1 protein-coding gene (cut by a window edge) is annotated in these 17,349 nt (G+C 53.6%); it reads left to right on the plus strand.

Translation table 11 applies throughout. The annotated features are described in order from the left end of the window. Window positions 1–17,288 carry the 3' portion of a non-ribosomal peptide synthase/polyketide synthase gene (locus BM358_RS09615; protein ID WP_049828403.1) on the plus strand. Its footprint begins 24,976 nt before the window's first position, so the window shows 17,288 of its 42,264 coding nt (coding positions 24,977–42,264); its start codon lies beyond the left edge, outside the window; it ends in the stop codon at window positions 17,286–17,288. Window positions 17,289–17,349: the final 61 nt, after the last annotated feature.

A 17,349-nucleotide genomic window follows, 5' to 3' on the forward strand; every position in this document is an offset into this window, starting at 1 on the left:
GCTTTATGCTGGAGGACTCGGAAGCGAAGTTGGTACTGACGCAATCGCATCTGGCGGAGCAAGCATCACTGAGTTTTGACGGCCAGGTGCTGGTGCTGGATCGTCATGAGCAGTCTGGCCAAGACATTTACCACGAAGATGGCTCGAATCTGGAGCCACTGGCCGGACCACACCATGTAGCCTATGTCATCTATACGTCCGGCTCCACAGGCAAACCGAAGGGCGTGATGGTGGAGCACCATTCTGTGCTAAATCGGATTTTGTGGATGCATGATCGTTATGGCTTGAGTGCGGAAGATACGATTCTGCAAAAGACGGCCTTCACGTTCGACGTGTCGGTGTGGGAGCTGTTCTGGTGGTCGCTGGTCGGCTCGAAGGTGAGCTTGCTGTCGGTCGGCGGGGAAAAGAACCCGGAAGACATCGTCGACACGATTGCTCGCGATGGCGTGAGTACGATGCACTTTGTACCTGCCATGCTGCATGCGTTCCTGGAATATGTGGAGCAGCAGCCACGGGAAGTGATGCAAGCGAAGCTGGGAACGCTGCGCCACGTTTTTGCCAGTGGCGAAGCATTACCGCCACAGCATGTCGCACGGTTCCAACAGCTTGTGTCGAGCCTGGCCGGAGCAAAGCTAATCAACCTGTATGGGCCAACCGAAGCGACGGTGGACGTATCGTACTTTGATTGTGAACCGGATGAGGAATATGGAGTTATTCCGATCGGAAAACCGATTCAAAACATTCGTCTGTACATCGTGAAGGAAGGCACGGAGCAATTGCAGCCGATCGGGGTTGCGGGTGAGCTGTGCATCGGCGGTGTCGGCGTAGCCCGAGGTTATCTGAACCGTCCAGAACTGACGGCCGAGAAATTTGTGAAAGATCCGTTTGCTGGCGGGGAAGCAGGCTATGAGCGGATGTACCGCACAGGCGATTTGGCGAGATGGATGCCGGACGGCAACATTGAATATCTGGGCCGGATCGACCATCAGGTGAAAATCCGGGGTTACCGGATTGAACTGGGCGAGGTCGAATCGCAGCTGCTGCAAGTGGAATCGGTACGCGAAGCCGTAGTCACGGCTCGCGCGGATGAAACGGGCCAGAAACAAATGGTGGCGTACTATGTCGCCGGACAAGAAATGGGTGCCAGCGAGCTGAGAAGTGAGCTGGGCCGGGAGCTGCCAAGCTACATGGTGCCATCGTACTTTGTACAGCTGGAGCAAATGCCGCTGAGTTCAAATGGCAAAATTGACCGCAAGGCCCTGCCAGCACCGGAAGGCAGCCTGCAAACTGGAGCCGATTATGTCGCACCGCGGACGTGGGTGGAAGTGAAACTGGCACAAATTTGGCAGGATGTGCTGGGTCTGGCGCAGGTCGGTGTGAAGGAAAACTTCTTTGAGATTGGCGGACACTCGCTGCGGGCGACGACACTGGCCTCGAAGATTCACAAGGAGCTGAACAAACCGCTTCCACTGCGCAGTATTTTTGAAGCACCAACCATTGAACAATTAGCAGTCGTACTGGAACAGCTGGATCAAGTAACATACGCGTCCATTCCGGTAACGGAAGAACGCAGCTTCTACCCGTTATCTTCGGCGCAAAAACGACTGTATGTATTGCATCAGTTCGACCCGAATGATGTGAACTACAACATGCCGTCGGTGCTGCAAGTGAGCGGCCCGCTGGATGTGAAACGAGTAGAAGATGTGTTCCGTCAATTGATCGATCGCCATGCAACCTTGCGTACCCGCTTTGAGCTAGTGGACAATGAGCCGATGCAATGGGTTGAGGACACCGTGCCGTTCGAGGTGGAATATACGAAGGTACAGGCAGAGCGTTCGGCTTCGGATACAGATCAGGACACAGCTACAGATTTGGATACAGCTACGGACACGACGATCAGCCAGGAAGCACAAGAACGGGTTCGGCAGTTTGTCCGTCCGTTTGATCTGAAAGCTGCACCGCTGCTGCGGGTAGGCTTGGTGGACTTGGGCGTACAAGGAGCAGAGCAAGAACAACAGCATCTGCTCATGCTCGACATGCACCATATCGTTTCGGATGGTGTGTCGATGGAGGTACTGACCGATGAATTTGTCCGCTTGTATGGCGGTGAAGAGCTATCGCCATTGCGGGTTCAGTACAAAGACTATGCGGTCTGGCAGCAAAGCGAAGCCCATCAGGAGTGGATGCAGCGTCAGGAAGCGTACTGGCTGGGTACCTTCCGGGGCGGAGTGCCTGTGCTGGATCTGTCAACCGACTTTGCCCGTCCGGCGGTGCAGAGTACGGCAGGGGATACGATCGAATTCGGACTGGAGCGTGAAGTTAGCGAACGCCTGAAAGAACTGGCTTCGCAAACCGGCGCAACCCTGTATATGGTGCTGCTGGCGGCGTACACTACGCTCTTGCATAAATACACAGGCCAAGAAGATATCGTAGTGGGAACGCCGATTGCTGGAAGACCACATGCGGAACTGGAGAGCCTGGTAGGTGTCTTCATCAACACGTTGGCAATCCGCAATTATCCGTCTGGCGACCAATCGTTCCTGGATTATCTGCAAGAGGTGAAGGAGCATGCGCTCAGTGCTTATGAGCATCAGGACTATCCTTTTGAAGAGCTGGTTGAAAAGCTGAATTTGACGCGGGATACGAGCCGAAATGCGCTGTTTGACACGATGTTTGAGTTGAAAACATTGGAGCAACAGGAGTTCCAGCTGGAAGGTCTGACCTTACATTCATATCCGCTGGAAAATAATACGGCCAAATTTGATCTGAGCTTGGATGCAATAGAGCAGCCAGAAGGTATTCTGTGCAGTCTGGAATACAGCACGGCGCTGTACAAGCCTGAGACTATTGCGCGATTGGCGCAGCATTTTACCGAACTCGTACGTGCAATTACACTGCATCCACAACAGCCACTGGCAGCTTTGGAGATGGTACCTGCCGAGGAAAAAGCACAAATCATCCATGGATTTGGAAATGTGGGGGTATCGGATGTTGCTGCTGTTGAAGCAGAAGCCTTATTCCATACCTTTGTGGAAGAACAGGCACAGCTTGTGCCGGATCACGTGGCGGTGGTGTACGAGGAGCAGCAGCTTACGTACCGGAAACTGAACGAGCGTGCGAACCAATTGGCGCGTAGATTGCGGAATGAAGGCATTGGACGCGAGTCGATTGTCGGCATTTTGAGTGAGCGTTCGGTGGACATGCTGGTCGGCGTATTGGCGGTATGGAAAGCTGGAGGCGCCTATGTGCCGCTGGATGCAGACTATCCGTCCGAACGTATTCGTTTCATGTTAGAAGACAGCTGCGCCACGGTACTGTTGACCCAAACAGGCTTGCAGGACCGTGCGCAGGTCTGGCTGGATGAAAGCCGACAGGCCTTGACGGGAGGGCAGTTTAAGGCCGAGTTAGAAACAGCGGCTGGAACGATGGAATCAGGTACTCTCCATGGAACCCTGAATGGAACAGCAGATTCGCCACCTAGCGAAGCAGCATCCGAATCCGCAGCGAACTTGCGTCTGCAGACGATGCTGGCTTTGGATGATGAGTCGCTGTACATCGGTGATACCACAGACGTCGATCATATCAACGAACCGCAGGATCTGGCGTATGTGATCTACACGTCCGGGACAACAGGACGTCCGAAGGGCGTCATGATCGAACATCACAGCTTGGTCAATACGGCTGCGGCGTATCGTCGGGATTACCGTCTGAGCCAGTTCCCGGTACGACTGCTGCAGCTGGCGAGCTTCTCCTTCGACGTCTTCGTCGGGGATATCGCGCGGACGCTCTATAACGGTGGCACGATGGTTATTTGTCCGAAAGACGACCGGATTGATTTTAGCCGTTTGTATGGCTGGATTCGCGATTACCAGATTACAGTGTTCGAATCGACCCCGGCCCTGATCGTACCGTTTATGCAGCATGTGCATGAACAGGGACTGGACATGAGCAGTCTGGAACTGCTGATTACCAGCTCGGATAGCTGTAGTGTGACAGATTACCAGGTACTGCAAGAACGATTTGGCGCAGATATCCGCATTATGAACAGCTACGGCGTCACGGAAGCGGCGATTGACTCCAGCTTCTACGATGAAGAGCTGTCGAAGCTGCCAAGCAGCGGCAATGTGCCGATTGGTCAGGCGTGGCTGAACGCACGCTTCTACATCGTGGACAGCCAGCTGAATCCGGTGCCGATCGGCGTACTGGGCGAGCTGTGCATTGGCGGAGCCGGAGTGGCACGAGGCTACCTGAATCGTGCGGACTTGACGGCCGAGAAATTCGTAGCGAATCCGTATGTACCAGGTGAACGATTGTACCGCACAGGCGATTTGGCGCGGTGGATGCCGGACGGCAATGTGGACTTTATCGGCCGGATGGATGATCAGGTCAAAATCCGGGGCTTCCGGATTGAACTGGGCGAGGTGGAAGCGCAGCTGCTGACCGTGGAAGGCATTCAGAAAGCCATCGTCACCGCCTGGGAAAACGAAGACGGAGACAAGGATTTGTGTGCGTATGTCGTAGCCTCTGAGGCGCTGAATTTGCCCGAGCTGCGCAACATGCTGCAGCCCAAGCTGCCGGGTTATATGATCCCGACGTATGTTGTACAACTGGATCGTTTCCCGCTGACACCAAACGGAAAAATTGACCGCAAAGCGTTGCCTGCGCCGGAAGCGCGCCTCGAAGGAGGCACGGCGTATGTGGCACCGCGGACACTGCTGGAAGAGCAACTGGTACGTATTTGGCAAAGCGTTTTGAATCATCGGCAGATAGGCATCCAGGATAACTTCTTTGAAGTGGGAGGACATTCTCTGCGCGCCACAACACTGATGGCGAAAATCCATCAGGAGCTGAATTACAAGCTGGCCCTGCGAGATATTTTCCAATATCCGACGATTGAGCAACTGGTGCAGGTGATGGGAGAAGATCAGACGCAGCAAACGTATGTATCCATCCCTGTGGCGGAGGAGCGTGCATATTATCCCGTTTCCTCGGCGCAAAAACGGATGTACGTGCTGAGTCACCTGGAAGGCGGAGAGGTTAGCTACAATATGCCGGGCGCTTTGATTATTGAAGGTTTCTTGGATAAAACGCAACTGGAGCAAGCCTTCCGCCAGCTGATTGTCCGTCATGAAGCCTTGCGAACCCGATTCGACATGGTGGATGGCGAGGTTATTCAATGGATTGAATCGGGCGTCGCATTCAACGTGGAGCATGTGCAGGCAAGCGAAGAAGAGACCCAGCAGTACGCACAGGACTTTGTACGTGCATTTGATCTCGCACAAGCACCGTTGCTGCGGGTTCAGTTGGTGGAAACCGGACCGGAGCGTCACGTCATGCTCTATGACATGCACCATATTATTTCGGATGGCGTGACTGAAGGCATTATCGTGCAGGAGTTCTCTCAATTGTATGAAGGCAAGGAACTGCCGTCCCTGCGCATCCAGTACAAGGACTATGCCGTTTGGCAGCATGCCGATATGCAAAGTGAACGTCTTCGTGAGCAGGAAAGCTACTGGCTGAACACGATGGCTGGTGACATTCCGGCGTTGGATATGCCAACGGATTTTGCAAGACCAGCCGTACAGCGTCTGGAAGGAGCTCGATTGGAATTTGCGATCAGCCTGGAGGACAGCGAGCAGTTGAAACAGCTGGCCGCGCAAACCGGCTCCACCTTGTACATGGTGTTGCTGGCCGCGTATAGCACGCTCTTGCATAAATATTCGGGGCAGGAGGACATCATCGTCGGCACGCCGATTGCCGGAAGACCGCATGCGGAACTGGAGGGCTTGGTAGGCGTATTCCTCAACACGCTGGCGATCCGCAATTATCCGTCTGGCGACAAAACGTTCCTGAATTACTTGCAAGAGGTGAAAGAGCATGCGCTCAGTGCTTATGAACATCAGGAGTATCCTTTTGAAGAACTGGTTGAAAAGCTGAATTTAACGCGGGATACGAGCCGGAATGCGCTGTTTGACACGATGTTTGAGTTGAAAACATTTGAGCAGCAGGAGTTCGAACTGGAGGGTCTGACCTTTAAGACGTATCCGACGGACAATCATACGGCCAAGTTTGATCTGACTTTGGATGCAGTGGAGCAACCGGAGGGTATTCTGTGCAGTCTGGAATACAGCACGGCGCTGTACAAGCCTGAAACCATCGCGCGATTGGCACAGCATTTTACCGAGCTTGTTCGTGCAATTACCCTTCATCCGCAGCAGTCACTGGCAGCTTTGGAGATGGTAACCGTCGAGGAAAAGGCACAAATCATCTACGGTTTTGGAGATGTAGGGGTATCGGATGTTGCTGCGGTAGAAGCAGGAGCACTGTTCCATACCTTTGTGGAAGAACAAGCGCAGCTTGTACCGGATCACGTGGCGGTGGTGTACGAGGAGCAGCAGCTTACGTACCGCACACTGAACGAGCGTGCGAACCAATTGGCGCGCAGACTGCGAAATGAAGGTATTGGCCGCGAGTCGATTGTCGGCATTTTGAGTGAACGTTCGGTCGACATGCTGGTCGGCGTATTGGCAGTGTGGAAAGCTGGAGGCGCATATGTGCCGCTAGATGCAGACTATCCGTCCGAACGCATTCGTTTCATGCTGGAGGACAGTGGTGCTACGGTGCTACTGACCCAGACGGGATTGCAGGAGCGTGCACAAGTCTGGTTGGATGAAAGCGAAGCTACAGTCGAACCCGCAACGCACTTGCGTCTGCATACCGTGCTGGCGCTGGACGATGAGTCGCTGTATACCGGAGACACCACCGATATCGAGCACATCAACGAACCGCAGGATCTGGCCTATGTGATCTACACCTCCGGTACAACGGGACGTCCGAAGGGCGTCATGATTGAGCATCGCAGCTTGGTGAATACGGCTGCGGCGTATCGTCGGGATTACCGTCTGAACCGGTTCCCGGTACGATTGCTACAACTGGCAAGCTTCTCCTTCGACGTGTTCGTCGGCGATATTGCGCGGACGCTTTATAACGGCGGCACGATGGTCATCTGTCCGAAGGACGACCGGATTGATCCAAGCCGTCTGTATGGCTGGATTCGCGATTACCAGATTACGGTATTCGAATCGACCCCGGCCCTGATCGTACCGTTTATGCAGCATGTATATGAACAGGGACTGGACATGAGCAGCCTGGAATTGCTGATTACCAGCTCGGATAGCTGCAGCGTGACGGATTACCGGGTGCTGCAAGAACGATTTGGCGCAGATATTCGCATTATGAACAGCTACGGCGTCACGGAAGCAGCGATTGACTCTAGCTTCTATGATGAAGAGCTGTCGAAGCTGCCAAGCAGCGGCAGTGTACCGATTGGCCAAGCGTGGCTGAACGCGCGCTTCTACATCGTGGACAGCCAGCTGAATCCGGTGCTGATCGGTGTACTGGGTGAGCTGTGTATTGGCGGAGCTGGGGTAGCACGGGGCTACCTGAACCGTGCAGACCTGACGGCCGAGAAATTTGTAGCGAACCCGTACGTACCGGGTGAACGATTGTACCGCACAGGCGACTTGGCGCGGTGGATGCAGGACGGCAATGTGGACTTTATCGGCCGGATGGACTATCAAGTGAAAATCCGGGGCTACCGGATCGAGCTGGGTGAGATTGAAACGGCGATCCAGCGGGTGCCGGGTGTGCGTCAAGCGGTAGTCATCGACCGGACGGATGAGCGTGGACACAAGTATTTGTGCGGATACATCACAGGAGAAGCAGAGCTGCGGATTGAGGAGGTACAGGCCGAGCTGGAAGCCGGACTGCCAGCACATATGGTACCTGCACGCTTGATGCGTCTGGAGACCTTGCCACTGACCCACAACGGCAAAATCGACCGCAAGGCCTTGCCGGAACCGGAAGGAAGCATCCATACCGGTGCAGCCTATGTGGCACCGCGTACCACGGTGGAACAAGTATTGGCTGCGGTATGGGCCGGGGTGCTCGGTGTGGAAGCGGTAGGCACGCAGGATAACTTCTTCGAACTGGGTGGCGATTCGATCAAGGCCTTGCAAGTATCATCCCGATTGCTGCAAGCAGGTTATCGACTGGAGATGAAAGACCTGTTCAGTCATCCAACCGTGTCTGCATTGGCACTGAAAGTCCAAACGGTGACCCGATTGGCGGATCAGAGCGAAGTGGTGGGCGCTGTGAAGCTGACACCCGTTCAACAATGGTTCTTTGAGCAGAACCTGACGGATGCTCATCATCATAACCAGTCCATTATGCTGCATAGCAAGGACGGTTTTAATGAAACGGCCCTGCGCACAGCGATGGATCACGTCGTGAGCCATCACGACGCACTGCGTATCATTTTCCGTCCTACGGAGTACGGATATGAAGCTTGGAACCGTGCGGTTGGGGAGGGCGAGCTGTATACGCTGGATCGGGCCGACTTCAGAAATGAGTCTGAGGTATCTGCGGCGATCGAGGCCAAAGTAAATGAAATTCAAGCGGGTATTCATGTAAGCGAAGGACCGCTGGTGAAGCTGGGGCTGTTCCATTGTCCCGATGGAGATCATTTGCTGATGGCGATTCATCACTTAGTGGTGGATACCGTATCTTGGCGCATTTTGTTTGAGGATATTACGACCGCCTACGAGCAGGCATTGAACGGACAAGCGGCTCGTCTTCCGCACAAAACGGATTCGTTCCGCACCTGGGCTGATGGGCAGTCTCAATATGCGAACGGCCCGGCCATGGTAGCAGAACTCGCATTCTGGCAAGAAATTGAACAGGGAATGTATGAGCCGCTTCCAAAAGACGAATCCCATTCTCATTCCTTGAATAGGGACAGCGAGAACATTACGGTCACGTGGACAGCTCAGGAAACGGAGCAGCTGTTAAAACAGGCACATCGTGCCTACAACACGGATATGAATGATTTGCTGCTTACCGCATTGGGACTGACTATTTATCGCTGGGCGGGCCTGGAACGAGTGCTCGTGAGCCTGGAAGGTCATGGACGGGAGTCCATTTTGCCAGAACTGGATATTACGCGCACCGTGGGCTGGTTTACGACTCAATTCCCGGTTGTGCTGGATATGAGCATGGGGCAAGACCTTTCACAACGCATCAAACATGTGAAAGAAGGACTACGCCGCATTCCGCAAAAGGGCATTGGCTACGGGATGTTGAGATACCTGTCCGCAGCACGTGAGCAAGAGCGTTTTGTAACCGAACCTGAAATCAGCTTTAACTATTTGGGACAATTTGACCAAGATATGCAAAATCAATCCATTGGCGTATCTCCTTACTCTAGCGGTGCAGAGCTTAGCGCCCATGCAGCTAGAACGCACACGCTGGATATGAACGGACTGATTTCGGAAGGCGAGCTGCAATTGACGATCAGCTACAGCAAGCAGGAGTATCGCCATGAAACGATGGAGCAGCTAGCTGAAGCGTTTAGAATCAGTTTGCAGGAAATCATTACGCATTGCACAAGCCGCAAACAGCAAGAGCTGACGCCAAGCGATGTCATGCTTAACAATGTAACCATGGCCGAGCTGGATCAGTTGGTAGAGCAGACTCGTGACATGGGGGAACTGGAAAATGTATATGCGCTGACGCCGATGCAAAAAGGCATGTTGTTCCATAGTCTGATGGATGCAGAGTCGGGAGCTTATTTTGAACAAACGACCTTTGATTTGCACGGACGCTTCCAAGCGGATATTTTCCAAGATAGCTTGAATCATTTGGCGCAGCGGCATGAGATATTTAGGGCCAATTTCATCAGCGGTTGGCAGGATGAGCCTGTGCAGGTTATTTTCCGCCGCAAGGATGTTGGTTTCAAATGTGAAGATTTGCGTCATCTGAATGATCAGGAACGTGACGCGTATGTGCAGGAATTTATTCGCAAGGACAAGGCAGCCGGATTCGATTTGTCCCGGGATGCGTTGATGCGCGTGGCGATTTTACGAACAGGTGACGAGGATTATTATTTTGTGTGGAGCTCTCATCACATCTTGATGGATGGCTGGTGTGTGGCGTTAGTCACGGATGAGGTGTTTGAGGCTTATTTTGCAGCCGTGGAGCATAGAGAGCCGAAGCTTGCCCCCGTTACTCCATACAGTCAGTATATTGAGTGGCTTGAAGCACAGGATGTAGGGGCTGCAGCTTCCTATTGGAAGGATTATTTGCTCGGCTATGATCAGCAAACTTCGATTCCGACCGGAAAAGTAGGCGTGAAAGCGGACGGTGCACAATTTGAGCATATCCTGTGCGATCTGGGCAAGGACTTGACCGGACGTATGGAAATGGTGGCCAAGCAGCACCACGTGACCACCAATACATTGCTGCAAACAGCTTGGGGCTTGCTGCTCCAAAAGTACAACGGTAGTGACGACGCTGTTTTTGGCGGTGTAGTGTCTGGTCGTCCAGCGGATATTTCGGGGATCGAAAATATGGTGGGCTTGTTCATTAACACCATTCCAATACGGATCCGCAGCGGGGCTGAGGACACCTTTGCCGACATGATCAGAACGAATCAGAAGCAGGCGCTGACTTCTCAAGATTATGAAACGTATCCGCTGTATGAAATTCAAGCCTTGAGCGAGCAAAAGCAAGATCTGATCAACCACATTATCGTGTTTGAAAACTATCCGGTGGAGGAGCAGGTCGAGCAACTTGGCGAAGGTGCAGAGTCGGATTTTGAAATTCGCAATGCCGGCATGATTGAACAAACCAACTATGATTTCAATCTGGTCGTCATGCCGCAGGAAGCGATGAAAATCCGATTTGAATACAATGCGAAGTTATATGATCGTGAAGCCGTTGAACGGACTCAGGGCCATCTGATACAGCTGTTGGAGCAGGTGGTGACGAAGCCGGACATTCGAGTGCAGGAGCTGGATATGGTAAGTGAGCAGGAGCGTGAGCAAATTCTCAGCGTATGGGGAAATACAGTTGCTGAGTATCCAAGCGGGCAAACGATCCATGGCTTGTTCGAGACACAAACGGCGCAGACACCGGAGCAGGCAGCGTTGTTCTTCGAAGGAGAGCAACTGACCTATCGCGAGCTGAATTCACGTGCGAATCGTCTGGCTCGTACCTTGCGTAACCAAGGCGTGACGAAGGATCGTTTGGTGGGTCTGATGACCGAGCGTTCGGTGGACATGATCGTGGGCATCTTCGGGATTTTAAAAGCCGGGGGTGCATATGTCCCCATCGATCCGACGTATCCAGAGGAGCGTATCCGCTACATGCTAGACGACTCGGGTGCGAAGCTGCTGTTGACGCAAAGCCATCTGGTGGACAAAGCAGCTATCGACGGTCACGTGCTGGTGCTAGATGGGGAGCAAACGGTGTATCACGAGGATGATTCCAATTTGGAGTCGTTGTCTGGTCCGAACGATCTGGCGTATGTCATTTATACGTCGGGTACAACGGGGCAGCCGAAGGGTGTTATGTTGGAGCATCGCGGTCTATGCAATCTGAAAACGTATTTTGATCAGGCGCTCAAGATCCGCACGTCGGATCATACGTTGCTGTTCGCCAGCTATTCGTTTGATGCGGCTTGCTGGGAAATCTTCCAGGCGCTGTTCTGCGGAGCCACGTTGTATGTGCCAACGTCAGAAACGATTTTGAATTACGAACGGTTTGAGCAATATATGGCGGATCATCAAATCACCGTGGCCGCTTTGCCGCCGACCTATGCGGTGTATCTGGAGCCGGAGCGGATGCCAAACCTGCGTATTCTGTTCACTGCGGGTTCTGCATCTTCAACAGAATTGGTGTACAAGTGGAAGGATCAGGTCGCGTACTACAATGGCTACGGTCCAACTGAAAACTCGGTGGCGACATCCATCTGGCCGGTATCCGAGGATGAGAGAGCAGGACAACTGATTTCCATCGGACGCCCTGTGCCGAATCATCGGGTATACATGGTGGATGTGCATGGACATTTGGCTCCGGTGGGCGTAGCGGGTGAACTGTGCGTGTCCGGTCCGGGTCTGGCTCGGGGTTATCTGGATCGTCCAGAGCTGACGGCTGAGAAATTTGTATCGAATCCGTTTGCGGCTGGCGAAGCGGGCTATGAAAGGATGTACCGTACAGGTGACTTGGCGAGATGGATGCCGGACGGCAACATCGAATATTTGGGCCGGATCGACCATCAGGTGAAAATCCGGGGCTACCGGATCGAGCTGGGTGAGGTCGAGGCACAAATTTTGAAAGTGGAGGACGTACAAGAGGTCATCGTACTGGCACAAGCGGACGAACAGGGGCAAAACCAACTGGTGGCGTACTATGTTGCTGAACGGGAAGTGAGCACTGGTGAGCTGCGCAGCTTACTGAGCGAGGAGCTTCCAAACTACATGGTGCCTTCGTATTTGGTGCAGCTGGAGCAGATGCCGTTGACACCGAACGGTAAAATCGACCGCAAGGCACTGCCAACACCGGAAGGCAGCCTGCAAAGCGGAGCGGATTATGTAGCACCGCGGACATGGGTGGAAGTGAAGCTGGCGCAAATTTGGCAGGATGTGCTGGGTCTGGCACAGGTCGGTGTGAAGGAAAACTTCTTCGAGATTGGCGGACACTCGTTGCGGGCGACGACGCTGGCCTCGAAAATTCACAAGGAGCTGAACAAGCCGCTTCCACTACGCAGTATTTTTGAAGCGCCAACGATTGAACAACTGGCAGCGGTCATGGAAGGTCTGGATCAAGTGACGTATGCGTCCATTCCGGTGACGGAAGAACGCAGCTCCTACCCGCTTTCCTCGGCGCAAAAACGACTGTATGTGCTGCATCAGTTCGACCCGAATGATGTGAACTACAACATGCCGTCAGTGCTGCAAGTGAGTGGCCCGCTAGACGTGAAGCGAGTGGAGGACGTGTTCCGTCAACTGATCGCCCGTCATGCAACGTTGCGTACCCACTTTGAACTGGTGGACAGTGAGCCGGTGCAATGGATTGAGGACACCGTGCCGTTCGAGGTGGAATATACGAAGGTACAGGTAGAGGGTGCGACTGCGGACACGATGGTCAGCAAGGAAGCACAAGAACGTGTGCAACAGTTTGTACGTCCGTTCGATCTGCAAGTCGCTCCGCTGCTGCGGGTAGGCTTGGTAGATTTGGGTGTACAAGGAAACGAGCAGGAACCGCAGCATTTGCTCATGCTCGATATGCACCATATCGTCTCGGATGGTGTGTCCATGGGAGTACTGACCGATGAATTTGTCCGCTTATACGACGGTGAAGAGCTTTCGCCAATGCGTATCCAGTACAAGGATTATGCGGTATGGCAGCAAAGCGAAGCCCATCAAGAGTGGATGCAACGTCAGGAAGCGTACTGGCTCGACACCTTCCGGGGTGAACTGCCTGTGCTGGATCTACCTACGGACTTTGCCCGTCCGTCGGTACGAAGTACGGCAGGTGATACGGTGGTGTTCGGGCTGGAGCGCGAAGCTAGCGAACGTCTGAAGGAACTGGCGGCGCACACAGGCTCTACGCTGTATATGGTGCTGCTGGCTGCGTACACCGCGCTCTTACACCAATACAGCGGGCAAGAAGATATTGTGGTCGGCACACCGATTGCCGGACGACCGCATGCAGATTTGGAACCGATCCTCGGGATGTTCGTCGGTACGTTGGCATTGCGAAACTATCCGACAGCGGAACATACCTTCCGCAGCTACGTGGAAGAAGTGAAAGTTTGTGCTCTGCAAGCCTATGAACATCAGGACTACCCATTTGAGGAACTGGTGGAAAAGCTAAATGTTAAGCGGGATATGAGCCGCCATCCGCTGTTTGATACGATGTTTACCCTGCAAACCACCGAGGAAGGCGAGTTGCAGCTGGCAGATCTGAGCTTCCGTCCATACGGCTTGGAACAAACGCCAGCGAAGTTTGATTTGACGCTGGAAGCCAGAGAGGAAGAGGCAGGTATCCAGTTCGGATTGCAGTATGCAACTGCGTTGTACGAGCGCGAAACGGTAGAACGGATGACGCGTCACTTTGTTCGCTTGGCCGAAGCCGTCGCGGCGAACCCGGATGCGAAATTGGGTGAGCTGGAGTTGATTACGGCAGAAGAAACCGAGCAGATTCTGAAGGTGTTCAATGATCCGAATGCGCACAGCCTGCTTGGAGCATTACAAGGCCGTTCGCTCAGCGAGCGCTTTGAAGAGCAAGCGAAGCGCAACCCTGAGCGGATAGCAGTTGTGTCTGGTGCCACCGCGCTGACCTACACTGAGCTGAATGAGAGTGCGAACCAATTGGCTCGTGTGTTACGAGCGGAAGGGGTCGAAGCAGATCAACCGGTTGGCGTATTGCTGGAACGTTCTGCGGATATTCTGGTGAGCATTCTGGGGGTACTTAAGGCCGGAGGCGCATATGTACCAATGGATACGGTGTATCCACAGGAGCGCATCGACTACATGCTCCAAGACAGTGGGGCCAAGGTCGTGATTACAAGCAGAGTCGCCAACCTGTCGCTCAGCTTGCCATCCACAGTTCGAGCTGTAGTCTTGGATGACGAGGACGTTCAAGCTCAGTTGGGAGCACAGGATGCGGGCAATCTGATCCCTGTCGCCGGTCCGCACAACCTGGCCTATATGATTTACACGTCAGGTACCACCGGTCAGCCGAAAGGGGTCATGATCGAGCAGGGCAGTGTTAGCAATCTGGTAGATGCTTTATTGGAACGAGTATACAGCCGTTATGAACAGCCGCTTCATGTCGCATGGCTGTCGGCATTTGTATTTGACGCTTCAGTGAAGCAAATCTTTGCCAGCTTGCTGTTAGGCCACACCCTGCATGTGGTGTCCCGTGACGTCAGTCTGAGCGGAGAGCATTTGATCGCCTACTACCGCACGCACCGGATTGATCTGTCGGACGGCACACCTGCACATCTGCATATTTTGAACGAAAGCGTCAGTGTGACGGAAGCGCCGGAAGTGAAACATTACCTGATCGGTGGCGAAGCATTATCCGTGCAGCTGGTAAATGTGTTCCTGCACAAGTGGTCTGGGTATCGTCCGGTCATTACAAACGTGTACGGTCCGACCGAAACCACGGTAGATGCGACCGCTTATACGATTGAAGATGTGGAAGCCCTGAACGCACTGCTGGAAAAAGGGGAGCATACGGTATCCATCGGAACGCCGATAGCGAACAAGTCGGTGTACATCCTGAACAGCCAGCAACAGCTGGTACCGATCGGTATCGCAGGTGAGCTTTATATCGGAGGTGCAGGCGTGGGACGAGGATACCTGAACCTGCCGGAACTGACGGCAGAGAAGTTCATCCCGAATCCGTTCGCTGATGCGGCAGCAGCCGATCCAGCGGACAGCACTCACGCAAGCCGGATGTACCGGACGGGCGACCTGGCACGGTGGATGCCAGACGGCAGTATTGAGTATTTGGGCCGGATCGACCACCAGGTGAAAATCCGGGGCTACCGGATCGAGCTGGGCGAGGTGGAAGCGCAGCTGCTGACCGTGGATGGCATTCAGAAAGCCGTGGTCACAGCATGGGACAACGAAGACGGACACAAGGATCTGTGTGCCTATATCATAGCTTCAGAGTCCCTGAGTTTGCCGGAGCTGCGCAATGCGTTGCAGCCGAAGCTGCCGGATTACATGATCCCGACGTATGTGGTACAACTGGATCGTTTCCCGCTGACACCGAACGGGAAAATCGACCGCAAGGCGTTGCCGGCACCGGAAGCACGCCTCGAAGGAGGCCTGGAGTACGTTGCACCGCGGACGCCGCTGGAAGCCAAGCTAGCCCAAATCTGGCAGGATGTCTTGAAGCTGTCCAGCGTAGGAGTCACCGACTCATTCTTTGACGTGGGCGGACACTCCCTGCGGGCAACGACGCTGGTGGCCAAAATCCATCAGGAACTGGACAGCCGGATTACGCTGCGTGAGGTGTTCCAACACTTAACGATTGAGCAGCAAGCCCAGCTCATCGCAACGCACGGTACAGACACCTATACGGTGATCCCTACGGTGGCGCAACAGGCGTACTACCCGGTTTCCTCGGCTCAAAAAAGACTGTACATTTTGAGCCATCTGGAAGGTGGGGATCTCAGCTACAATATGCCGGGTGTATTAACTGTGGAGGGGCCGCTTCAGGCCGATCGGCTGGAGGATGCGTTCCGTCAGTTAATAGCCCGTCATGAAACGCTGCGGGCTTCCTTTGAAATGCTGGAAGGCGAGGTCGTTCAGCGAATTTACGATCAAGTGGAGTTTGCAGTAGAGCACCTGCAGGCCAGAGAGTCCGAAGCCGAAGCCTATATCGAGTCCTTTGTACGCAGCTTTGATCTTCGCCAGGCACCACTGCTGCGTGTCCGTCTCATTCAAACTGGACCAGAGCGCCACCTCCTGATGTACGACATGCACCATATTATTTCAGACGGTGTATCGTCTAACAATATCGTGCAGGAGCTGGTACAACTGTACGAGGGGCAGGAATTGGAGCAGCTGCAAATTCAGTACAAGGACTATGCCGTATGGCAGCAGCAGGAGACGCAGCGTGAGTCATACCAACGCCGGGAACACTTCTGGCTGGAGCATTTAGCCGGAGAATTGCCGATACTGGATTTGCCAATTGCTTATCCTAGACCTGCTGTTCGCAGCTTCGAGGGTGCGATGTATGAATTTACAGTGGACGCGAATGTATCTGAGCAACTGCGCCGAATTGCGGCACAGACTGGAAGTACGCTGTACATGGTGCTATTGAGTGCCTACACCGTTCTGCTGTCCAAATACAGCGGTCAGGACGATTTGATCATCGGTACGCCAGTAGCAGGACGCTTGTTACCTGAACTGGAGCCGCTGATCGGAATGTTCGTCAACACGCTAGCCATCCGGCATCAGCCGAAGGGCAACCAAACGTTCCACAGCTACTTGCTGGAAGCCAGAGATCGTACGCTGCAAGCCTTCGAGCATCAGGATTATCCACTGGAAGAGTTGGTGGAAAAGCTGGATGTAGCACGGGATGCAAGCCGTAACCCGTTATTCGACACTATGTTTGTACTGCAAAATACGGAGTCACAGGAAGCGAAGCTTGAGACGCTGTCCTTCAGCCCGTATGTTCAGGAGCATCGTATCTCTAAATTCGATTTGACTTTGTCCATGAGTGATGAAGATGGGGAAATCAAGGGTTCCTTTGAATATTGCACGAAGCTGTTTGGGGCCAACGCTATTGAGAGATTAACCAGAGATTTGATAGCGATCCTGTCCCAGGTTGGGATCAATCCAGATTTGCTGTTAAGCGGTATTCAGGTGAACACGGACGAGCAGCCAGAAGGCTTCTCGCCGGATTCCATCGACTTTGTTTTCTAAATCAGTTTTCTAAGATGCAATGATTTCACTTTGCTGTGCAGAGGGCGGCGGCTTGTCCGAC

The organism is Paenibacillus sp. cl130 (assembly GCF_900116035.1).
Lineage (GTDB): Bacteria > Bacillota > Bacilli > Paenibacillales > Paenibacillaceae > Paenibacillus > Paenibacillus polymyxa_B.